Annotated in this window: 17 protein-coding genes; 11 read left to right on the top strand and 6 right to left on the bottom strand. The window is 72.7% G+C overall.

The window, feature by feature from the left end; all coding sequences use genetic code 11:
• Positions 1-16: 16 nt before the first annotated feature.
• Positions 17-592 (bottom strand): PIN domain-containing protein, encoded by a 576-nt coding sequence (locus tag ACFWEJ_RS08400; RefSeq protein ID WP_377228744.1) that lies wholly within the window; start codon positions 590-592, stop codon positions 17-19.
• A complete protein-coding gene (locus tag ACFWEJ_RS08395; protein WP_377228743.1) occupies positions 592-1,029 on the bottom strand; it encodes a helix-turn-helix domain-containing protein in 438 nt (145 codons plus the stop codon). The genes ACFWEJ_RS08400 and ACFWEJ_RS08395 overlap by 1 nt, the downstream gene beginning before the upstream one ends.
• 234 nt (positions 1,030-1,263) lie before the next feature.
• On the opposite strand from ACFWEJ_RS08395, the gene ACFWEJ_RS08390 reads away from it, so the two are divergent.
• From ACFWEJ_RS08390 to ACFWEJ_RS08375, 4 genes are all read left to right on the top strand, one after another.
• Positions 1,264-2,022, top strand: coding sequence for an SDR family NAD(P)-dependent oxidoreductase (locus ACFWEJ_RS08390; RefSeq protein WP_377228742.1), 759 nt, complete (start codon positions 1,264-1,266; stop codon positions 2,020-2,022).
• Positions 2,023-2,898: 876 nt separating this feature from the next.
• On the top strand, positions 2,899-4,944 hold the full coding sequence (locus tag ACFWEJ_RS08385; protein WP_377228741.1) for a serine hydrolase domain-containing protein: 2,046 nt from the start codon (positions 2,899-2,901) through the stop codon (positions 4,942-4,944).
• 3 nt (positions 4,945-4,947) lie between these two features.
• Positions 4,948-6,324: a sensor histidine kinase gene (locus tag ACFWEJ_RS08380; RefSeq protein ID WP_377228740.1), complete on the top strand. Its 1,377-nt coding sequence runs from the start codon at positions 4,948-4,950 to the stop codon at positions 6,322-6,324.
• Between the two features lie 8 nt (positions 6,325-6,332).
• A complete protein-coding gene (locus tag ACFWEJ_RS08375; RefSeq protein ID WP_377228739.1) occupies positions 6,333-6,980 on the top strand; it encodes a response regulator in 648 nt (215 codons plus the stop codon).
• On the opposite strand, the gene ACFWEJ_RS08370 is transcribed toward ACFWEJ_RS08375, so the two are convergent.
• From ACFWEJ_RS08370 to ACFWEJ_RS08360, 3 genes are all read right to left on the bottom strand, one after another.
• Entirely contained in the window at positions 6,953-8,452 is a 1,500-nt protein-coding gene (locus ACFWEJ_RS08370; RefSeq protein ID WP_377228738.1) for a flavin-containing monooxygenase, read from the bottom strand. The genes ACFWEJ_RS08375 and ACFWEJ_RS08370 overlap by 28 nt on opposite strands.
• Positions 8,449-10,887: a 7,8-didemethyl-8-hydroxy-5-deazariboflavin synthase CofG gene (gene cofG / locus ACFWEJ_RS08365; RefSeq protein ID WP_377228737.1), complete on the bottom strand. Its 2,439-nt coding sequence runs from the start codon at positions 10,885-10,887 to the stop codon at positions 8,449-8,451. The genes ACFWEJ_RS08370 and cofG overlap by 4 nt, the downstream gene beginning before the upstream one ends.
• A gap of 73 nt (positions 10,888-10,960) precedes the next feature.
• Positions 10,961-11,257, bottom strand: a complete 297-nt coding sequence (locus ACFWEJ_RS08360; protein WP_377228736.1) for a hypothetical protein — start codon at positions 11,255-11,257, stop codon at positions 10,961-10,963.
• A 189-nt stretch (positions 11,258-11,446) separates the two neighbouring features.
• Here ACFWEJ_RS08360 and ACFWEJ_RS08355 point away from each other — a divergent pair, with 189 nt between their 5' ends.
• A complete protein-coding gene (locus ACFWEJ_RS08355) occupies positions 11,447-12,562 on the top strand; it encodes a glycoside hydrolase family 5 protein (RefSeq protein WP_377228735.1) in 1,116 nt (371 codons plus the stop codon).
• A 216-nt stretch (positions 12,563-12,778) separates the two neighbouring features.
• Complete coding sequence (locus ACFWEJ_RS08350; protein WP_377228734.1) at positions 12,779-13,168, top strand: cupin domain-containing protein; 390 nt, start codon at positions 12,779-12,781, stop codon at positions 13,166-13,168.
• A gap of 9 nt (positions 13,169-13,177) precedes the next feature.
• Here the strand turns inward: ACFWEJ_RS08350 and ACFWEJ_RS08345 are convergent, their stop codons facing one another.
• Positions 13,178-13,858, bottom strand: a complete 681-nt coding sequence (locus ACFWEJ_RS08345; protein WP_377228733.1) for a hypothetical protein — start codon at positions 13,856-13,858, stop codon at positions 13,178-13,180.
• A gap of 65 nt (positions 13,859-13,923) precedes the next feature.
• Here ACFWEJ_RS08345 and ACFWEJ_RS08340 point away from each other — a divergent pair, with 65 nt between their 5' ends.
• From ACFWEJ_RS08340 to tig, 5 genes are all read left to right on the top strand, one after another.
• Positions 13,924-15,066 (top strand): flavin-containing monooxygenase, encoded by a 1,143-nt coding sequence (locus ACFWEJ_RS08340; RefSeq protein ID WP_377228732.1) that lies wholly within the window; start codon positions 13,924-13,926, stop codon positions 15,064-15,066.
• Positions 15,067-15,139: 73 nt separating this feature from the next.
• On the top strand, positions 15,140-16,444 hold the full coding sequence (locus ACFWEJ_RS08335; protein WP_377228731.1) for an ABC transporter substrate-binding protein: 1,305 nt from the start codon (positions 15,140-15,142) through the stop codon (positions 16,442-16,444).
• The gene (locus ACFWEJ_RS08330) at positions 16,441-17,364 is read left to right on the top strand and encodes a carbohydrate ABC transporter permease (RefSeq protein ID WP_377228730.1); all 924 of its coding nucleotides are present in this window, start codon (positions 16,441-16,443) and stop codon (positions 17,362-17,364) included. The genes ACFWEJ_RS08335 and ACFWEJ_RS08330 overlap by 4 nt, the downstream gene beginning before the upstream one ends.
• Positions 17,361-18,170, top strand: a complete 810-nt coding sequence (locus tag ACFWEJ_RS08325) for a carbohydrate ABC transporter permease (RefSeq protein WP_377228729.1) — start codon at positions 17,361-17,363, stop codon at positions 18,168-18,170. Before ACFWEJ_RS08330 ends, ACFWEJ_RS08325 begins: the two co-directional genes overlap by 4 nt.
• Positions 18,171-18,425: 255 nt before the next feature.
• Positions 18,426-19,814 (top strand): trigger factor, encoded by a 1,389-nt coding sequence (tig, locus tag ACFWEJ_RS08320; RefSeq protein WP_377228728.1) that lies wholly within the window; start codon positions 18,426-18,428, stop codon positions 19,812-19,814.
• Positions 19,815-19,920: the final 106 nt, after the last annotated feature.

The raw sequence follows: 19,920 nt of genomic DNA, 5'->3' as shown, positions 1-19,920 counted from the left end.
GGGCCAAACGCGCGGCTCAGAGAGCTGGATCGGCCGCCGTGATCGCGCGAGCGGTCCGTGGCGCCTCGACCTCAAGGCTCTTGAGCACGTCGGCGACGGTCGCGCCGTCCGGCCAGGTCGCACTGATGTCGCGAACTATCTGCGTCAGGACTGCGACGTCGGCCTGGGCCAGCCTCAACAGGAACTCGTCAGGATGCTCGGCGCTCACCTCGTGGGGCCGCAAGATCTCCCGGGGGAAGTCCTTGAGGTTCTTCGTGACGACGATCCCCGCGCCAACCTGGATCGCTGCGGCGAGCACGTGCCGGTCGCCGGGGTCAGGAAGGTCGAGCGACTCGATCCGATGCTCGTACCCGGTCACGAGGACATCGGGGATCGCCCGGTTCATCAGGGCCCGTGTCCGCGCCAGCCGCTCCGGAGCAAGATCTGGTCGATTGGCCGCGAGGTTGCGGAAGACCTCGTCCAGGATCTGATCGGTCCACCGCGGCGTCACACGTCGTTCGAGGCCTACCCGGATCAGGACGTCGCGGAGGGTGGACGGGTAGAGCACGTTGGCGTCGTACAGGACGGTCGGTGCGACCGCGGCTGGTGGCATCAGCTGAAGCCGAGCTCGCGGGCCTCCGCGGACAGCGCGTCGGCGGCCGCGCGTCGCTCGGCCTCGTCGGCGCGCATGTACGACACGAGCGACGCAGCCTGCACGCGGCGGTGGCTGCCGACGGTGCGGAACTTGATCTTCCCTGCCTCGAGCAGGCCGATCAGGTACGGACGCGAGACGCGCATCGCATCTGCTGCCTGCTGCGTGGTCAGCTCGGACTGGGTGGGCAGAACGGTCACGCCCTCGCCCTGGGCGAAGGTGGACAGGATCTCGCTGAGGGCGGTCAGGGCGCTTCGGGGCACCACGACGTCACCACCCTCTGCGAAGCGCAGGTGGACCGGGCCTTCGCTGGCCAGGGCGCTCCTGAGATCACGGAGCGCCGACTCGGCGAGCTCGGCGTCGGACGGGTCCGGGACGAACGGCGTCGCTACGGACATCGCATCCTCCATTCGAAGCAGGTGAAACAAACGCAATATTCGAAGAATAAGCGGAGAGCGGGCGGATGGCCAGGGGGTGTTGGCACCGCGCGCGCCGGCTCGCGCCGTGGTGTGCTGAACGAGGCTGTCTGTCTCCTCACATCATGCGCATGCATGTAGTCGCCCGGGGCAACCATGGGATAGGACTGAAGGAGACGGCAGGCGCCGTCGGAACCAACGCAAGGAGTGAGCGCGATGACCAGGGACCGTTTCCAGGGCAAGGTAGCGATCGTCACGGGAGGCGGCAGCGGCATCGGCGCGGAGATCTCCCGCGAGCTCGCCGCCGAGGGAGCCTCCGTGGTCGTGACCGACATCAAGCTGGAGTCTGCGCAGGGTGTGGTGGACCAGATCGTCGCCGCCGGCGGCACCGCGGTGGCCTTCGCACAGAACACGGCCAAGGCCGACGACTCACGCGCCGCCGTGGACTTCGCCGTCGAGCAGTACGGAGCGCTCCACCTCGCGGTGAACAACGCGGGCATCGGCGCGCCGCCCGCCAAGATCGGCGAGTACGACGTCGCGGCGTGGGACCGCGTGCGCGGCGTCGACCTCGACGGCGTCTTCTACGGGCTGCGCTACCAGCTGCCCGCGATGGTCGCGGCCGGCGGCGGCGCGATCGTGAACATGGCCTCCGTGCTCGGCTCGGTCGGCATCGCGGAGAACGCCGCGTACGTGGCGAGCAAGCACGCGCTCGTGGGCCTGACCAAGGTCGCCGCGCTGGAGTACACCGAGCAGGGCGTGCGCACCAACGCCGTCGGCCCGGGCTTCATCGACACCCCGCTCGTCCGGGCCTCGCTGAGCCCGGAGGCGCTCACGGCGCTCGAGAACGAGCACGCCAGCAAGCGGCTCGGCACGGACAAGGAGGTCGCGGCGCTCACGCTGTTCCTGCTCAGCGACGAGGCGTCCTTCATCTCCGGCAGCTACCACCTGGTCGACGGCGGCTATTCGGCGCACTGAGGTAGATGGCAGGGCCGGCGGGGGTCGTGCCGCCGGCCCTTTCCGGGTCCGGCTCGGCTCAGGCCTTGTCCGCGGAGGCGGACGCCGGGGCGTCGTCCGACGTGGGCGCGTCCTCTGGTGTCCGCGCGTCCGTCGGCACGTCCTCCGACGTCGGCGCGTCCGTAGGCTCCGGAGCCTCGGACGGCGCCCCGCCGCCGTCCGCGACCTCCGCGCCGCCCGCCGGGCCTTCCGCTCCGCGGCCTCGGCGTCGTCCTCGAACACGTCGTCGAGCGTCACGACGAACGTCGTGAACAGGGTCACGAGGATCGCGATGACCCACAGCGTCCACTGCAGGGGCGCGAACGGGATCAACGACCCGAGCCACCAGAACAACCAGGCGAGGCCGCCGCCGACCAGGACGATGAGGACCGCCCCGATCACCTTGCCGGCGTCCAGCTTGCGGCGGGGGCGGTCCTTGGTGACGCGCGCGCCGACCGCCCGGCGCGCCGCGCGGGTCGCGAGCTCGTTGACGGCCTTCTCCAAGGCCTCCTTGCCCTCGCCCTCGGGCATGTCCCGGTGGATGGTCACGAGCCGGGCGAGCTTGCGGTCGGTGCCGGGCACCACCCCGAGGAACGCCGCGAACGCCGACACCACGGCGCCGAGCGCGGGCAGCCCCACCGACAGGATCGACACAATCTCCGGGGTGATCACGGCGCAGAGCCTACCCACGCGGAGCTGCCGCCGACGGCACGTCGGGGAGGCAGCTCCACCAAAGGTCGTAAGGGGAGTGTGGTCCTGCGGGCGATGTGTGCCGGCGGCCCGCTCGACAGGGTTGTCTCGTCCGGAAAAACACCCCCGGACCAGACCGAACACCTGCCGAGCGCGAGGAGCGCGACGATGTTCTCGTCCCACGACCACACACCCACCGAGCGGCCCGTCCGCCGCCGCCCCCGAGCACTGGCGGCCCTCGCCCTCCTCGGGGCGCTCGCCCTTGCCGGGGCACCGGCCGCCACGGCCGCTGCACTCCCGGCGGCCCAACAGCCCACGCCGCCTCCGCCGGTCACCGCACCCGCCGGCGAGCACACCCTGGAGCAGTCCGACGTCGACGCCTGGCTCGACGGCCTGCTGCCCGCCGCCCTGGACAGCGGGGAGATCGCCGGCGCCGTCGTCACCGTGGTGCACGACGGCGAGGTGGTCACCACCCGCGGTTACGGCCACGCCGACACGGGCACCACGGGCGGCGAGGCCGTGCCGGTCGACGCCGAGCAGACCCTGTTCCGCCCCGGCTCCGTCTCCAAGCTCTTCACCGCCACGGCGGTGATGCAGCTCGTCGAGAGCGGCGACCTCGACCTGGACACCGACGTCGCCGAGTACCTCGACTTCGACGTGCCGCGCCGGTTCGACGAGCCGATCACGCTCCGGAACCTGCTCACGCACACGGCCGGGTTCGAGGAGCGCGTCGGCGGCCTCATCGGCTTCGGCGACCAGCCGGTCGTGCTCCGCGACGCCCTGGCCGAGGACCCGCCCGAGCAGGTCTACGCGCCCGGCACCGTCCCCGCCTACTCCAACTACGGCAACGCGCTCGCGGGCTACGTCGTCGAACGGGTCAGCGGCGTGCCGTTCGAGGAGTACGTGCAGCGCAACGTCTTCGAGCCGGCCGGGATGACGTCGTCGACCTTCGTGCAGCCGCTGCCGGCCGCGCTCCAGGACCGTGTGTCGCAGGGGTACGCCACGTCGTGGGACGCCCCGGGGCAGTTCGAGATCGTCGGGACGCCGCCGGCCGGCTCGCTCACGTCGTCCGCCCCCGACATGGCGCGCTTCATGCTGGCCCAGCTCGGCGAGCCGGGCACGGGCTCACTGCTGGAGCCGGACACCCTGGACCTGATGCACGCGCCCGCCCTCGACGAGAGCACGCTGGGCGGCCTCGCCGCGGCGCCCCGGATGGCACTCGGGTTCTTCGACGAGAGCCGCAACGGCCACCGGATCATCGGCCACGGCGGCGACACCCAGTTCTTCCACTCGCACCTCCAGCTCTACCCCGAGGAGCGCACGGGCATCTTCGTCTCCATGAACAGCTCGGGCACCGGCGGCTACGCCACCATCCCGCTGCGCGAGGCCGTGCTGCAGGGCTTCACCGACCGCTACTTCCCGGCGGACGACGACGCCGCGGTCACCCCCGCCCCGGGCGTGACCGTCGACCAGGCCACCGCGCGCGAGCACGCCGCGGCCGCTGAGGGCAGCTACGTCTCCTCGCGCGGTGTGCAGAGCAACTTCCTCGCGACCCTCGACGTCCTGAGCCCCACCACGCTCACCGCCACGGAGGACGGCCGCCTGCTCATCACGCCCGGCCCCGGCGCGACCACGCCCGCCCTCTACGAGGAGGTCGAGCCCTGGGTCTGGCGCGAGGTCGACGGCCAGCGCACCCTCGCCATGCGCGTCGCGGACGACCAGGTCCAGGCGATCGTCTACGAGGGTGCCTTCACGCTGCTGCCCGGGCAGCCGGAGCGCGCCCAGGGCGTGGCACTCCCCGTGCTCGCCGTGTCCGCGCTGATCCTGGTGGTGGCCGCCGTGGCGTGGCCGGTCGGCGCGGTCCGCCGCCGGGTGCGCAAGGAGTCGCTGCCGCAGGGCACCGGGCGCGTCACCCGCATCCTGACCAAGATCGCGGCGATCGCCACGGTGCTCGCCCTCGTCGGGTGGGCCGTCACCGTGCAGACCGTGATGAGCCTCCAGGACGTCCCCGAGGCGTCCCTGCGGCAGCTCCAGATCGTCCAGGCGGTCGGCGTGCTCGGCATCGTCCCGGCCGCACTGCAGGTGGTCGGCGCCGTCCGGCACCGGCAGGGCTGGCGCTGGGTCGTGGGCACGGCCCTCGTGATGCTCGCTCTGGTCGGCGTCGCCTGGTTCGCCCTCGAGTTCCGGCTGCTCGCGCCGTCGGTATCGTACTGATCCATGCCCAGGACAGGCGGAGGGCCCGCCACGGACGGCCCCACGGTGCTCGACGACGTGATCCTCCCGGTACGTCCCCGCCGGTTCGACGCGCTGCTAAACCGGCTCGGTCTGACCAGCCTCGTGGCGCGCGACGCGCTCCTGGCGGCCGTGGTCCTGGTCGTGACCGCGGTGCTGCTGGTCGGTCTGTTCGGGTTCGTGGTCGTCGAGGAGGGCCTGACGATCGGCCCGGTGCAGGGGGTGCTGCTGGCGGTCGCCGTGTGCGTCCAGGCGCTGCCGCTCGTCCTGCGCCGGGTCCGCCCGGTCCTGTGCCTCGTCCTCGTCGTGGCCTGCCAGGTGGTCATCACCGCGGTATCGCCCGACGACCTGTCGATCGGCGGCATCCCGCAGTTCATCGCCGGCTACACGGTGGGCACCCTGCTGCCGGTGCGGCGGGCGCTCGCGGTGACGGCGGCGGCGGCCCCGGTCGCGGCGCTCGCCGCGGCGGCCACCGCTCTCGTCACCGGGAACGACTCGCTGGTGCCGGTGCTCAACCACCTCGCCTCGGGCCTGATCAGCTACGTGGTCAGCGCCCTGGTCGGCACCACGGTCGCCACCCGCCGCAACTACACCGAGCTGGTGCGGCTCCGGGCCGCCGAGGTGCTGCGCACGCAGCGCGCGACCACCCAGGCGGCGATCTTCGCCGAGCGGTCGCGCATGGCCCGTGAGCTGCACGACGTCGCGGCGCACCACCTCTCGGGCCTGGTCGTGCAGGCGGCCGCCGTCGAGCGGCAGATCGACAGCGACCCCGAGGCCGCGAAGAAGGGCACCGCCTGGATCCGCGCGCAGGGCAAGGAGACGCTCGACAGCCTGCGGCTCATCGTCGGCGTGCTGCGAGAGCGACCGGGCTCCGGCGGGCCCGGCGAGGACCCGCACGACGCGCCGCCGCCCGGCCTCGACTCCCTCGACGACCTGGTCCGCACGGCGCGCGCCCTGGGCGACACCGTCGACCTGGACCGGGCGGGGCGGCCGCGGCCGCTGGCCCCCATCGCCGACGCCGCGTTCTACCGGGTCGCGCAGGAGTCGCTGTCCAACGCACGCCAGCACGCGCCCGGCGCGGCGGTGCGGACGGCGGTGCGCTTCGGGGAGCGGGAGGTCGAGCTCGAGGTGGTCAACGCACCCGCCGTCGGCCACGGTGCGCGGAACGGAGCGCGGGGCTCGAACGGTGTGGGTAGTCCGGAGCGGGCCGGGATGGGCCTGATCGGCATGCGCGAACGGGCGCAGCTCGTGGGGGCCACGCTCACGACGGGCGCCACGCCGTCCGGCGGGTGGCGGGTGCTGCTCACGCTGCCCGTGCCGCACGAGAGCCGACCGCACGACACTCAAGGGGGACAGGGATGATCAGGGTCATGCTCGTCGACGACCAGGCGGTGGTCCGGGCGGGGTTCCGGTTCCTCCTGGAGCAGGCCGAGGACATCGAGGTGGTCGCCGAGGCGTCCAACGGCCCGGCGGCGGTCGAGCTCGCGCGCCGGCACCACCCCGACGTCGTCTGCATGGACGTGCGCATGCCGGGCGGCGACGGCCTCGCCGCGACCCGGGAGATCGTGGCGCGCGGGTCCGACACCGCCGTGCTCGTCGTGACCACGTTCGACCTCGATGAGTACGTGTTCGGCGCCCTGGAGGCGGGCGCGAGCGGGTTCATCCTCAAGGACTGCGAGCCCGAGGAGCTGATCGACGCCGTCCGCCGGCTCGCCGACGGGCACGGCCTCATCGACCAGGCGGTGACCCGCCGCGTCATCACGGAGTTCGCGCGCCGCACGGCCCCGCCCCGGTCCGCCGCGGACGAGGCCGCGGCCGCGGCCCAGCTCACGGCGCGCGAGGCCGAGATCGTGCGGCAGCTCGCCCGCGGGCTGTCCAACGCCGAGATCGCCCAGGAGCTCGTGGTCGAGACGAGCACCGTGAAGTCGCACCTCGGCCGCGCCATGGCCAAGGTCGGCACCCGCGACCGCCTCCAGACGGTGGTCTGGGCCTACCAGAACGGCCTGGTCCCGGGCTGACCGAGCCTGACCGGCAGCCCGTCCAGGGCGAACGGTGCCGGGTCGAACTCCCCGAACCGCTCCCGGAACTCCGCGGCGCGGCCCGGCCACAGGAGCGTCAGGCGGCCCGAGCGCTCGTCCACGTACCAGCTCCGGCAGCCGCCGCGCAGCCACACCGTCTCCGCCGCGCGGCGGTCGACCTCCGCGGTATACGCCGCCTCGGCCGCCGCCGACACCTCCAGCGGTTCGCCCGTCGCGTCCAGGTGGTCGAGCGCCCCCAGCACGTAGCCGATCTGCGCCTCGATCACCTCCAGGGCCGAGTGGTGGCCGAGCCCCGCGTTGGGGCCGTCCAGCACGAACAGGTTCGGGAACCCGTGCACCACGGTGGAGGCGTGGCTGGTCATGCCGCCCGACCAGTGCTCGGCGAGCGTGCGCCCGTCGCGCCCCGTGACCAGGTGCGCGAACGGCGGGCGGGTGGTCTCGAAGCCCGTGGCCAGCACGATCACGTCCACCTCGTGCCGGGCGCCCGACGCCGCGACCAGCGTGGACCCCTCGACCGCGACGGGAGCGCCCGGCTCCAGCGTCACGTGCGGCTCCTGGAGGGCCGGGTACCAGTCGTCGCTGAACAGCGCGCGCTTGCAGCCCACCGCGTAGTCCGGCGTGAGCAGGGCGCGCAGCGCCGGGTCCGGCACCTGGGCGCGCAGGTGCGCCAGCGCCCGCTCGCGCAGCTCGGCCTCCGCCGTCGTCCCCGCGATCCGCGCGTCGAACAACCGCTCCGCCTCCGCGGCGAGCGCCGCGCGGTCGGGCGGCGCCTCGCCGGGGCCGTACGCCCGGTCCCCGCGCGGCAGCACCCAGGGCGGGGTGCGCTGCAGCACGACGACGGACGCCGCCCGCCGCGCCACCTCCGGCACGAGCTGCACGGCGCTCGCGCCGGTGCCGACCACGGCGACCCGCAGCCCGGCGGGCAGCTCGCGGTCCCAGCGGGCGGAGTGGAACACCCGGCCCGGGAACGTGGCGAGGCCGGGGATCTCGGGCACGCGGGGCTCGCTCAGCCGGCCGACGGCGGTGGCCAGCACCCGCGCCGTCAGCGGCCCGCGCGACGTCGTCAGGCGCCATGTGGCGGCGTCGTCGTCCCAGCGAGCCGACGTGAGGTCCGTGCCGAGGCGCAGGTGCGGGGCCAGGCCCTCGGACCGGACGACGTCGCGTACGTACCCGTGGATCTCCGCGCCCGGCGCGAACACGCGGGACCAGGCGGGCTGCGGCAGGAACGAGTAGGAGTACAGGGCGCTCGGGATGTCGCACGCGACGCCCGGGTAGACGTTGTCGCGCCAGGTGCCGCCCACGTCGTCGGCCCGCTCCAGGACGGTGAAGCCGGTGCGCCCGGCCCGCCGCAGGCGCACGCCGAGCCCGACGCCGGCCAGCCCCGCGCCGACGACCGCCACGTCGACGTCGGGGGCCGGGCCGTCGTGCCTGTCCTGGTACGCCGCCGTCACCCCACCTGCTCGTACGTGGTGGTGCGCTGCCGCACCGGGCGGCCGAGCTCGGCGGCCAGCCGCGTCACGTCGGTCACCGTGAGTTCGCGGCCCTGCTCGGGGCCGGCGTCGGGGTCGAGCGCTCCGTCGAGGAGCACGCCGCCGAGGTCGTCGGCGCCGCCCGCGAGCACGCGCTGCGCGCCGCGCATCCCGAGCTTGGTCCAGGCGGCCTGCACGTGGTCGATGCGGCCCGCGAGCATGAGCCGCGCGACGGCGTGGAGGGCACGGCTCTCGCGCAGGGTCGCGACGCGGGCGCCGGGCACGGGCACCGGCGACTCGGACGGCAGCCACGGCATGGGGATCAGCTCCGTGAACCCGCCGGTCGCGTCCTGGATCCGGGCCAGGGCGCGCAGGTGTCGCACCTGGTCGCGCGCCGACTCGACGTGGCCGTACACGATCGTCGCCGTCGAGCGCAGGCCCGCGGTGTGCGCGGCGGTGACGAGCTCGACCCAGCGCTCGGCGGGGATGTCGGTGCCGCCGGTGAGGAGGTCGCGGACCTGGTCGTCGAGGATGCGCGCGCCCGTGCCCGGCACCGTGTCGACGCCGGCCTCGTGCAGGAGCGGCAGCCAGTCGGCGAGCGGCAGGCCGGCGCGGGCGGCGCCGTCGGCCAGCTCGGCGGGCCGGAACGCGTGCAGGTGCAGCCCGGGGCCGCCCTGCTTCACCGCCCGGGCGAGGTCGAGGTAGGCGTCGGCGCCGCGCGCCGTCGGCGGGAGGCCCTGCACGCACACCTCTGTGGCGCCCAGCGCGACCGCCTCGGCGGCGAGTTCCGCGACCCGCTCGGGCGGCAGGCCAAGCGACGCGTCGATGTTCCGGTTCACGGCGTACGTCACGGCGTCGCCGACCCGCTCGCGGCGCACCTGGTCGGCGAGCGCGGTGAGCTCGTCGAGGTCCGCGCCGTCGGCCCCGAGCAGCTCGACCCACGCGGCGTCGTCCACCCCACCGGAATCACGCTGAACGTCGCTCAACAACGACCCCAACCGCCCTGCTTCGTTGAGTGCTGGGTATTTGCGGGATTCCGGCCCGGAATCCCGCAAATAGCCAGCACTCAACAAAGCGGTAGGGGTGGGCGGGGTGGAGGACGGGAACTCGCCCAGGAGGGCGTCGTGGCGGGCCAGGCCGTAGTCGTCCGCGAGGGCCAGGACCCGGTCGCGGAGCCGGTCGTCGAGCCACTCCGCGCCCGCCCGCGCCTCGCGCAGGTAGTGCGGGTGCGCGGTGAGGCGCTCGCGCAGCGTGTACCCGCCCTCGGCGGTGAGCCGGGCCAGGTCCTCGATGTGCGGCCAGGGCCGCTCCGGGTTCACGTGGTCGGGCGTCAGGGGGCTGACGCCGCCCCAGTCGTCGATGCCGGCGCGCACCAGGAGCTGCAGCTCGGCGGCGTCGGTCAGGTTCGGCGGGGCCTGCACGCGCATCCCCGGGCCGAGCAGCACCCGCGTGACGGCGACTGCGGCGGCGTACTCCTGGGTGCCCAGGTCGGCGGCGCCCATCATGGCCGTTGCTGACTTCGCGCGGAAGTTCTGCACGATCACCTCCTGCACGTGACCGTGCCGGGCGTGCGCGTCGCGCAGCGCGAGGATCGAGTCGACCCGCTCGGCGTAGTTCTCGCCGATGCCGAGCAGCACGCCGGTGGTGAACGGGATGCGGGAGCGGCCGGCGTCGTCGATCACGCGCAGCCGCAGCGCCGGGTCCTTGTCGGGGGAGCCGAAGTGCGCCTCGCCCTTCTCGGTCCACAGCCGCGACGACGTGGTCTCCAGCATCATGCCCATCGACGGGCCGACCGGCTTGAGCCGCTGCAGCTCCGCCCACGACATCACGCCCGGGTTGAGGTGGGGCAGCAGCCCCGTCTCGTCGAGGATGAGCCGGGCCATGTGACCCACGTAGTCGAGCGTCGAGGCGTAGCCGTGGTCGTCGAGCCACTGCCGGGCCACCGGCCAGCGGTTCTCCGGGCGGTCGCCGAGCGTGAGCAGCGCCTCCTTGCAGCCCAGCGCGGCACCCTGCCGGGCGACGTCGAGCACCTCCTCGGCCGACATGTACGGCGAGATGCCGGCCTTGGCGAGCTTGCCCGGTGTCTGCACGAAGATGCAGTAGTGGCACCGGTCCTGGCACAGGTGCGTCAGCGGGACGAACACCTTGCGCGAGTAGGTGAGGACGCCGGGCCGGCCGGCCTCCGTCAGGCCCTGGTCGCGGAGCGCCCCGGCGACGGCGAGCAGCCGGTCGAGGTCGGCACCGCGGGCGTGCAGCAGCACCTCGGCGTCCGCGCGCGTCTCGGCGTCGGGCCTGGTCGGCGCGCTGCCGCCGTCCGCCTCCAGCCGGTCGAGGGCCGCGGCCAGGACGCCGGGGTCCGGGGGCTGCGGCTGGTCGTCGGGGCGCGCGGGCATGCGCAGTGTCAGGGGAACAGTCATGAGCCCACCTCGGGTGCGGGAACCGGATCGCGATGGTCCGGAGGGGACCGCCCGACACTATGTCATCGCGTGGTCACCCCACCTCGGCGAGGGTGCCCTCCTCGGCGGTCACGAGGGAGGCGATGGTCGCGAAGAACCGAGCGATCCCGGGCAGGTTGGCGCCCTTCGCGCGCGACGCCGCGTAGTCCTCCGACGTGCGCCACTCGACGATGTCGAGCCACTCGTCGTCCGGCAGCTGCACGAGGCGCGCCCCGAGAAACCCGGTGCGGTCGGCCTCGAAGTCGGCGAGCATCCCTGGCCGTGCCGCCAGCATCGCGTCGATCCTCTCGGGCAGCACCCGGAATCGGGTCAGCTCCACGGACGTGCTCATCGTGTCTCCTGGGGTGTACGGGTGGTTGTTCGCGCTCACCGTAGGACACAAAGGGGGTCATCCGGCTGCATGCGCGGTGTGGGAATCCCGGATATCACCCGCTCGATCATCTTGCTAGCGTCCCAGGGACCAGCAGACGGGCAATGCCGCCGGTCTGCTCCGGCTCCTGACCGACTGAGGTGGTCTCCCATGGTTCTCCGCCGCGCACCGATCATCGTCGCCGTCGCCACGGCCGCGCTCCTGGCGACAGGGGCGGCCGTCGTGCCCGCCCTCGGGGTCACTTCCGTGGCCGTCCAGGAGGCGCGGACGGCGGCCCGGCCCGCCGCGGCGCCCGCCGCCGTAGCGCCGGCGTCCGCACCGGAGGCCGCGCCCGACGCCACCACCCCCGTCGAGGCGAACGGTCAGCTCAGCGTCTGCGGCGTGCGTCTGTGCAACGAGCAGGGCAAGCCGATCCAGCTGCGCGGCATGAGCACGCACGGCACCCAGTGGTACTCGCAGTGCGTGGACGACGCGTCGCTCGACACCCTCGCGTACGACTGGAACGCCGACGTCGTGCGGATCTCGACCTACGTGCAGGAGGACGGGTACGAGACCGACCCGGCGCGATTCACCGCGCTGGTCAACCAGTACATCGACATGCTCACCGCGCGCGGCCTGTACGCCATCGTGGACTGGCACATGCTCGACCCGGGCGACCCGAACTTCAACCTGCAACGCGCCAAGACGTTCTTCACCGCGATCGCCGAGCGGAACAACGGCAAGAACAACATCATCTACGAGGTCGCGAACGAGCCCAACGGGGTGTCGTGGCAGACCATCAAGGGCTACCACGAGCAGATCGTCCCGGTGGTCCGCGCCAAGGACCCGGACGCCGTCATCCTGCTCGGCACCCGCGCCTGGTCCTCGCTGGGCGTCTCCGACGGCGCGAGCGAGTCCGAGGTCGTGAACAACCCGGTCAACGCCTCGAACGTCATGTACACGTTCCACTTCTACGCGGCGTCGCACGACCAGGAGTACCTGGACACCCTGTCCCGCGCCGCCGACCGGATCCCGATGTTCATCACCGAGTTCGGCACCCAGGACTACGCCGGTGAGGGCGCCAACGACTTCGCCATGGCGCAGCGGTACCTCGACCTCGCGGCGCAGAAGAAGATCAGCTGGGTCAACTGGAACTTCTCCGACGACCACCGCTCGGGCGCCGTCTTCATCGAGGGCACCTGCGGCAACGGCAACTACGGGACGGGGCGGCTCAAGGAGGCCGGCACCTGGATCCGCGACCGGATCCGCACGGCGGACGACTTCTAGGCGGCACGGGGCGTCGCTCCGGCCGGCAAGGCACACGCAGCACAGGGGTGTCGGGTCGGCTGAACTTCGAGCGGCCTGGCCCCGCCTTGTTCGGCCCTGCCGAACTATTCGGAAGAGCCGAATCAGGCGGGGCTGACGTGTACGAGGTTCAGCCCACCCGGCACCCCTCACCTTCGTGCAGTGCACCCCCGGAGGGAGGTACGAGAAGATCGTCCGATGCGCATCCTCCAGCTCCCGGCACGGGAGATCACGCGGTTCGGCAGCACCGGCGTCGACATGGACTTCCTGCCCCAGGTGCCCGACGCCGGGCGCACCACCGTGAACGTCGCCCGGATCGTCGCGGGCGGCACGCTGGGGGAGCACCCGGCGACGTCGCTCCAGGTGTTCGCGGTCCTCGCCGGCGAGGGCGTCGTCACGTCGAAGGGCGCCGACGGCGACGCCGAGGAGCGCTGGGAGATCGAGCCCGGCCAGGCCGCGGTCTGGGAGCCGGGGGAGATCCACGCGACCACCGCGACCACGGACCTGCTCGCCGTGATCGTCGAGACCACGGCCGACGAGCTGCTCTTCCGCGAACACAAGGTGCTGCACGGCCCGCCCGTCGACTGACCCCCGACCTCACACGAGCGGCGCCGGCACGGGCAGATCCCGCAGCCAGGGCGCGAACTGCTCGGCCACCTCGGCCGCGACCGCCGCCGCGTCGCGCGTCCCGTCCACCTCGATCACCGGCACGCCGAGCCGCCGCGCGTTCCGCACCGCGTCGTCGGCGATCAGGCGGTCCCGGGCGATGCGGTTGGCCTGGGCGAGCGCCGGGTCGCTGACCGGGGCGTCCACGGCGAGGGCGCGCGGCACGGTGCGGAGCTGGTGCTGCCGGAACTCCTCCGAGGGCACGAGGATGACCATGCGCCGCGGCGAGTCGACCAGCGGCACCACCAGCTCGGGCCGCAGGCCCCAGCCCTCGGCGATCGCGGGGCGGCCGGTGAACCAGGCGCGCAGGTCGTCCAGCACCCATTCGAACCGCTCCGGGAAGTCGGCCAGCACCTGGGCCGCCAGCGCCGCGGGGCCGTGGTTGACCCACATGTCCTCGACGTCCGGGTCCGCCACCGGCTGCCCGTGCGCGACCCGGTGTGCGATCCACCGGTCCTGGTGGCCACGTGACGCGTGGTAGTCGTAGTGGTAGGCCGTCAGCCCGTGCCGAGCGGCGACCAGGTCGGCGACCGTGGTCTTGCCGGCCCACTGCGCGCCGCCGATCCACAGCATGCGGCCCAGGCTGCCGTGCGGGTCCCAGATCTCTGACATCGCTGTCCTCCCGGTGCGGACGATGCCCCTCACCACCCGCCCCACGAGTGTCCTACGCTCCCTCCATGGTGCTCACCGTGTCCGTCATCGGCGCCGGACCCGCCGGCCTCTCCGCCGCTGCCGCCCTCAAGGCCCGCGGCGCCGACGTCACCGTGCTCGAGAAGTCGGAGCACGTCGGCAATGCCTGGCGCCACCACTACGACCGCCTCCACCTGCACACCACGCGCGGGCTGTCCAAGCTGCCGGGCCTCGCGATCCCGCGGGAGTACGGCCGCTGGGTCGCCCGGGACGACGTCGTCCGCTACCTGGAGGCGTACGCCGTCCATCACGACCTGAAGGTCGAGCACGGCGTCGAGGTCACGCGCCTCGACCGGCCCGCCGGCGAGCGCGCGGGCGGCAGCGCGGACCGCCGCTGGACGATCACCACCACGGACGGCACGCGCACCGCGGACGCCGTCGTGATCGCCACGGGCTACAACCACACCCCGCACGTACCGGACTGGCCTGGCCAGGACGGGTTCACCGGCGAGGTCGTGCACGCGAGCCGGTACCGCAACCCCGCCCCCTACGCGGGCAAGCACGTGCTCGTGGCGGGCGTGGGCAACACGGGCGCCGAGATCGCGCACGACCTCGTCGACGGCGGCGCCGCGAGCGTCCACCTCGCCGTCCGCACGCCGCCGCACATCGTGCCGCGCAACCAGGGTCCGTGGGCCGCGCAGTACACCGGCGTCCTGGTGCGCCACCTGCCCGACCGCCTCGTCGACACCGTCGGCGTCGCCGTCCGCAGGGCCAGCATCCCGGACCTGTCCAACCTTGGGCTGCCGATCCCCGACGTCGGCATCGCGAGCCGCGTCGCCCAGGGGTCCGTCCCCCTGCAGGACGTCGGCATCGTCGCCGCAGTCCTGGCCGGCACCGTGCGCGTCGTCCCCGCCATCGAGCGGTTCGACGGCGGCGAGGTGGTCCTGTCCGACGGCGCCCGGCTCGCCCCCGACGTCGTGCTGGCCGCGACCGGGTACCGGCGCTCGCTCGAACCCGTCGTGGGCCACCTCGGCGTGCTCGGCGACCGCGGCAAGCCCCTCGCGACCAACGGCCGCCCGGCCGCGCCCGGCCTCTACTTCACGGGCTTCACCAACCCGATCAGCGGCATGCTGCTGGAGATGGCGGCCGACGCCCGCCGGATCGCGCGGAACGCGACCCGGGGCAGGTAGGCGGATCCGACACGACGTATCGATTCGGTCGAAATGCTTGACACCTCGACCTCCGACCGGCAGCGTCCGCCGCATGAGCCGCCGAACGACCCTTGCCACAGCCGCCGCAGCGCTCGTGGCACTGACCCTCGGCGCGTGCGCGCCGTCCGCGGACAGCCCCGAGCCGGGCGCGGCGGCAGGGGAGGGGTGCGACGGCGACGCGGTGGCGCTCGACGTCTGGTCGTGGCGGACCGAGGACGTCAAGACGTACGAGCAGATCTTCGACGTCTTCGAGCAGGCCAACCCGTGCATCACGGTGAACTTCCAGGCCCACCTCAACACCGAGTACGACCAGATCCTGCGCACCGGCCTGACCGGGTCGGACGGCCCCGACATCGCGCAGGTGCGCTCCTACGGCCTGCTCCAGCCGCTCGTCGAGGGCGGCAACCTGGAGCCGCTGGAGGACGTCGTCCCGGCGCTCGCGGACTTCGACGACGCGATCCTCGACGGCTCGCGTGGCCGTGAGGACGGCGCCGTCTACGGCGTGCCGCTGGCCAGCCAGACGATCCAGGTCTACTACAACACCGCGATCTTCGAGGAGCACGGCCTTCAGGAGCCCGAGACCTGGGACGACTTCATCGCGCTGAACGACACGCTCCTGGAGCACGACGTGACGCCGCTCGCGGTCGGCGCGCGCGACGGCTGGTTCGTGCCGACCGTGCACGACGCCCTGACGGCGGCCCAGTATGGCGGCGCCGACTTCCAGCAGGCCCTGCGCGACGGCGCGACGGACTTCACGGACCCGGCCTACGTGGACTCGATCCAGACGCTCAAGGACCTTCAGCAGTACATGCCCGACGACGTGACCGGCGTGCCGTACACCGACGCGCAGGTGCTGTTCACCTCGGAGCAGGCCGCGATGTTCGCCGGCGGCTCGTACGAGCTGGCGTTCTTCCAGGACGCCAACCCCGACCTCGACCTCGGCGTCTTCCAGGTGCCCCCGCCGCCCGGCTCGGCCCTGGACCACCCGGTCAGCGCCGGCTACGCGGACGGGAGCTGGGGGCTGTCGTCGGCGACGGAGCACCCCGAGGAGGCCGAGACGCTGCTGAACTGGCTGGCCACGCCCGAGTTCGGGCAGCTCGTGGCCGACGAGCTCAAGCAGTTCTCGCCGATCCCCGGCGTCGAGTTCTCCGACCCCCTGCAGCAGGAGATGTGGGACCTGTACCAGGAGAACCCCGCGCCGTACCTGCTGCTCGTGGACTACCGCTACGGCGACCCCGTCGGCACGGACCTGATGGGTGAGGCGGGCCAGAAGCTCTTCCTCGGCGACACCGACGCCGAGGGTGCCGCCGACGTGATCCAGGACGGCCTGTCGGCCTGGTGGACGCCGGGCGAGTGAGCCGCCGCCGTCGAGCCGCGGCACTGCCCACGCCGGTCGCACTGCTCTTCATCCTGCCTGCCGCGGTGCTGTTCGCCGTCTTCGTGCTCTACCCGATGGCGACGGCGCTGACCTACTCGCTGTTCTCCTGGCGCGGCACCGCGCAGGACGCGTTCGTCGGGCTGGACAACTTCGTCGCGCTGTTCACCACCGAGCCCTACCGCAGCCAGCTCCCGCGGGCCTTCGGGCACAACGCGCTCCTGTTCGCCGGGGCCATGGTGGTGCAGAACTCGCTCGGCCTCCTGCTGGCCTACGTGCTGCACCGGCGGGGCCGCCTGCGGCGCCTGTTCCAGGTGCTGTACACGATGCCGTACCTGGTCTCGCCGCTGGTGGTCGGCTACCTCTGGTCGCTGCTGCTGTCGCCGCTCTTCGGCCCGGTCAACGCCGCGCTGCGCGCCGTCGGCCTCGACGCGGTGGCCCAGCCCTGGCTCGGCGACCCCGACACCGCCCTCTGGGTCGTCGTCCTGGTCACCGCCTGGCAGTGGGTCGGGTTCCCGCTCCTGGTCTACGGCGCCGCCCTCGGCGCGCTCGACCCGACGCTGGAGGAGGCCGCCATGCTCGACGGCGCGACCTCCCGCCAGCGCTTCTGGCACGTGACGCTGCCCTTGCTGACGCCGGTGATCGGCACCGTGAGCGTGCTGACGTTCATCTTCTCCATGGAGGCGTTCCCGATCCCGTACGCCCTGGGCGGGTCCAGCGGCAGCCCGGCCGGCGCCACCGACGTCATGTCGCTCCTCTTCTACCGGACGGCGTTCCACTCGGGGGCGTCCAACGCCATCGGCATCTCGTCGGCGGTCGCCATCGTGCTCTTCGTCGTGATCGTCGGGGTCTCGGTGGCGTTCACGCGCTGGTTCCGCGGCGTCGAACGGCGGCTGACGTGAGGCGGGCCGCCGTCGGCACGCTGCTGTGGGGCTACGCCGCCGTCGCGCTGCTGCCCCTGCTGATCATGGTGTGGAACTCGTTCCGGACCGACCAGGAGCTCGTGGTGGAGCCGCTCGGCCTGCCGCACAGCCCGTCCCTGGACGCGTACCGGGAGGCGTGGGTCGAGGCGTCGTTCTCCACCTACTTCGTCAACTCGGTGCTGGTCACCACGGTCTCCGTGGTGCTGTCGACGGCGGTCTCCCTGTTGGCCGCGTACGCGCTGGCGCGGTCACGCTCGCGCCTGATGACCGTGATCGAGCAGGTCTTCGTCTCGGGCCTGATGATGCCCGTGTTCCTCATGATCGTGCCGATCTTCTACCTGCTGGACACGATCGGCCTCGCGTCGACCCGCACCGGGCTGATCCTGGTCTACTCGGCCGTCTCCATCCCGTTCTCGGTGTTCGTGCTGGCCACGTTCCTGCGGCAGCTCCCGGACGAGCTGGAGGACGCCGCCCGGATCGACGGCGCCGGCCCGCTGCGCACCTTCTGGTCGGTGCTGCTGCCGCTCGTGCGGCCCGCGGTCGCCACCGTGGTGGTCTTCCGCTTCGTGCCCATCTGGAACGACTTCTTCTACCCGCTGATCCTCGTGCGCGACCGGACGCAGTACACGCTGCCGGTGGGCCTGACCACCTTCTTCGGGGAGTACCAGACGTCGTGGTCCACCCTGTTCGCCGGCCTCGTCATCGCGACGCTGCCGCTGGTGGTGCTGTTCCTCGTCGCGACGCGGCAGATCGTGGCGGGTCTCACCGCCGGCATGGGCCGGTGACGGCGCGCGCGGCTTGCGCTCTCGGCTGACAACCGCGGCCCGCGGGCCCGGCTGTGGGAGGGTGGAGGGTGTGCGGCACGCCACCGGCCTGCATTCGGCGCCTGTGGCCGTGAGGCGTACTATTGACGGGTTGCCCGTGCGCCTGTCGTACGTCGCTGTCAGCGAGCAGCCGCAACTACAGCAGAGCATCCCCGCGCCACCCGGGACGCAGTACGCCGGCGTGCGCGCACCCCCGACATTCTGGAGACCATCGAAGTGAAGAGCGCCGTCGAGACCTTGGAGCCCACCAAGGTCAAGCTGACCGTCGAGGTGGACTACGACGAGCTCAAGCCGAGCATCGATCACGCCTACGAGCACATCGCGGAGCAGGTGAACGTCCCGGGGTTCCGCAAGGGCAAGGTTCCCCCGCGCATCATCGAGCAGCGGGTCGGCTGGGGCGCCGTGATCGAGCACGCCGTGAACGACGGGCTCTCCGGTTTCTACCGTGACGCGCTCGGCGAGACCGACCTGCGTCCGCTCGCCCAGCCCGAGGTCGACGTGACCGAGGTCCCGGCCAAGGCCGGCGAGGGCCAGCTGAAGTTCACGGCCGAGGTCGAGGTGCGCCCCGAGATCGAGCTCCCGGAGCTCTCCGACGTCGAGCTGACCGTCGACTCCACCGTGGTGACCGACGAGGACGTCACCGAGCGCCTGGACGCCCTGCGCGAGCGCTTCGGCACCCTCGTGGGCGTCGACCGCCCGGCCGTCGAGGGCGACTACGTCGTCATCGACCTGAAGGCCGTCATCGGTGACGAGGAGGTCGACTCCGTGTCGGGCGTCTCGTACCAGATCGGCTCCGGCAACATGCTCGAGGGGCTGGACGAGGCCCTGACCGGCCTGTCCGGCGGCGAGACCACCACCTTCAAGGCGCCGCTCGCCGGTGGCGACCACGAGGGCCAGGACGCCGACGTGACCGTCACCGCGACGTCGGTCAAGCAGCGCGACCTGCCCGAGGTGGATGACGACTTCGCCCAGCTCGCCTCGGAGTTCGACACGCTGGAGGAGCTGACGGAGGACCTGAAGACCCAGGTCGCCGGCATCAAGACCTCCAACCAGGCCGTCACCGCGCGTGACGCCCTCATGGAGAAGCTCCTGGAGACCGTCGAGGTCCCCGTGCCGACCGGCGTGGTCGAGGCCGAGGTGCACCGTCACCTCGAGTCCGAGAGCCGCCTGGAGGACGACGAGCACCGCGCCGAGGTCAAGGAGGACGCGACCAAGGCGATCAAGAACCAGATCCTGCTCGACACCCTCGCCGAGAAGCTCAAGGTGCAGGTGAGCCAGGGCGAGCTCGTCGAGTACCTGGTGAGCGCCTCGCAGCAGTACGGCATGGAGCCGAGCGAGTTCATCAAGACCCTCGAGCAGGGCGGTCAGATCCCCGCCATGGTCGGCGAGGTCGCGCGCTCGAAGGCCCTCGCGGTCGCGCTGCGCCAGATCGAGGTCAAGGACTCCGACGGCAACGTCGTGGACCTGAGCGAGTTCATCGGCTCGGACGAGGCCGACGAGGCCCAGGCCGCCCTGAGCGACGCCGTGGCGCAGGCCCAGGAGGCCGCCGACGCCGAGGAGCCCGAGGGCACCGACGCCGAGACGTCGGAGCCCGCGAAGGCCTGACGCACCCCCGGCCCGCCAGGGCCGGGAGGTCGGGCCGGGCCGGGGTGATGGCCTGCTGGAGGAGGCCGTTCAGGGCGCCCGCGCCGGCCGGGCCGCGGTGCATGGG

The organism is Promicromonospora sp. NPDC060204 (genome assembly GCF_042728455.1).
Lineage (GTDB): Bacteria > Actinomycetota > Actinomycetes > Actinomycetales > Cellulomonadaceae > Promicromonospora.
Note: the sequence above shows the minus strand (reverse complement) of the source record. Positions and strands in the feature narration are given on the sequence as shown.

Excerpts from the sequence above, each read along its gene's own strand:
- cofG (WP_377228737.1), bottom strand. The coding sequence starts at position 10,887 with ATGACTGTTCCCCTGACACTGCGCATGCCCGCGCGCCCCGACGACCAG.
- ACFWEJ_RS08345 (WP_377228733.1), bottom strand. The coding sequence starts at position 13,858 with ATGTCAGAGATCTGGGACCCGCACGGCAGCCTGGGCCGCATGCTGTGG.
- ACFWEJ_RS08380 (WP_377228740.1), top strand. The coding sequence starts at position 4,948 with ATGCCCAGGACAGGCGGAGGGCCCGCCACGGACGGCCCCACGGTGCTC.
- ACFWEJ_RS08400 (WP_377228744.1), bottom strand. The coding sequence starts at position 592 with ATGCCACCAGCCGCGGTCGCACCGACCGTCCTGTACGACGCCAACGTG.
- ACFWEJ_RS08395 (WP_377228743.1), bottom strand. The coding sequence starts at position 1,029 with ATGTCCGTAGCGACGCCGTTCGTCCCGGACCCGTCCGACGCCGAGCTC.
- ACFWEJ_RS08385 (WP_377228741.1), top strand. The coding sequence starts at position 2,899 with ATGTTCTCGTCCCACGACCACACACCCACCGAGCGGCCCGTCCGCCGC.
- ACFWEJ_RS08375 (WP_377228739.1), top strand. The coding sequence starts at position 6,333 with ATGCTCGTCGACGACCAGGCGGTGGTCCGGGCGGGGTTCCGGTTCCTC.
- ACFWEJ_RS08335 (WP_377228731.1), top strand. The coding sequence starts at position 15,140 with ATGAGCCGCCGAACGACCCTTGCCACAGCCGCCGCAGCGCTCGTGGCA.
- ACFWEJ_RS08350 (WP_377228734.1), top strand. The coding sequence starts at position 12,779 with ATGCGCATCCTCCAGCTCCCGGCACGGGAGATCACGCGGTTCGGCAGC.
- ACFWEJ_RS08355 (WP_377228735.1), top strand. The coding sequence starts at position 11,447 with ATGGTTCTCCGCCGCGCACCGATCATCGTCGCCGTCGCCACGGCCGCG.
- ACFWEJ_RS08340 (WP_377228732.1), top strand. The coding sequence starts at position 13,924 with ATGGTGCTCACCGTGTCCGTCATCGGCGCCGGACCCGCCGGCCTCTCC.
- ACFWEJ_RS08360 (WP_377228736.1), bottom strand. The coding sequence starts at position 11,257 with ATGAGCACGTCCGTGGAGCTGACCCGATTCCGGGTGCTGCCCGAGAGG.
- ACFWEJ_RS08390 (WP_377228742.1), top strand. The coding sequence starts at position 1,264 with ATGACCAGGGACCGTTTCCAGGGCAAGGTAGCGATCGTCACGGGAGGC.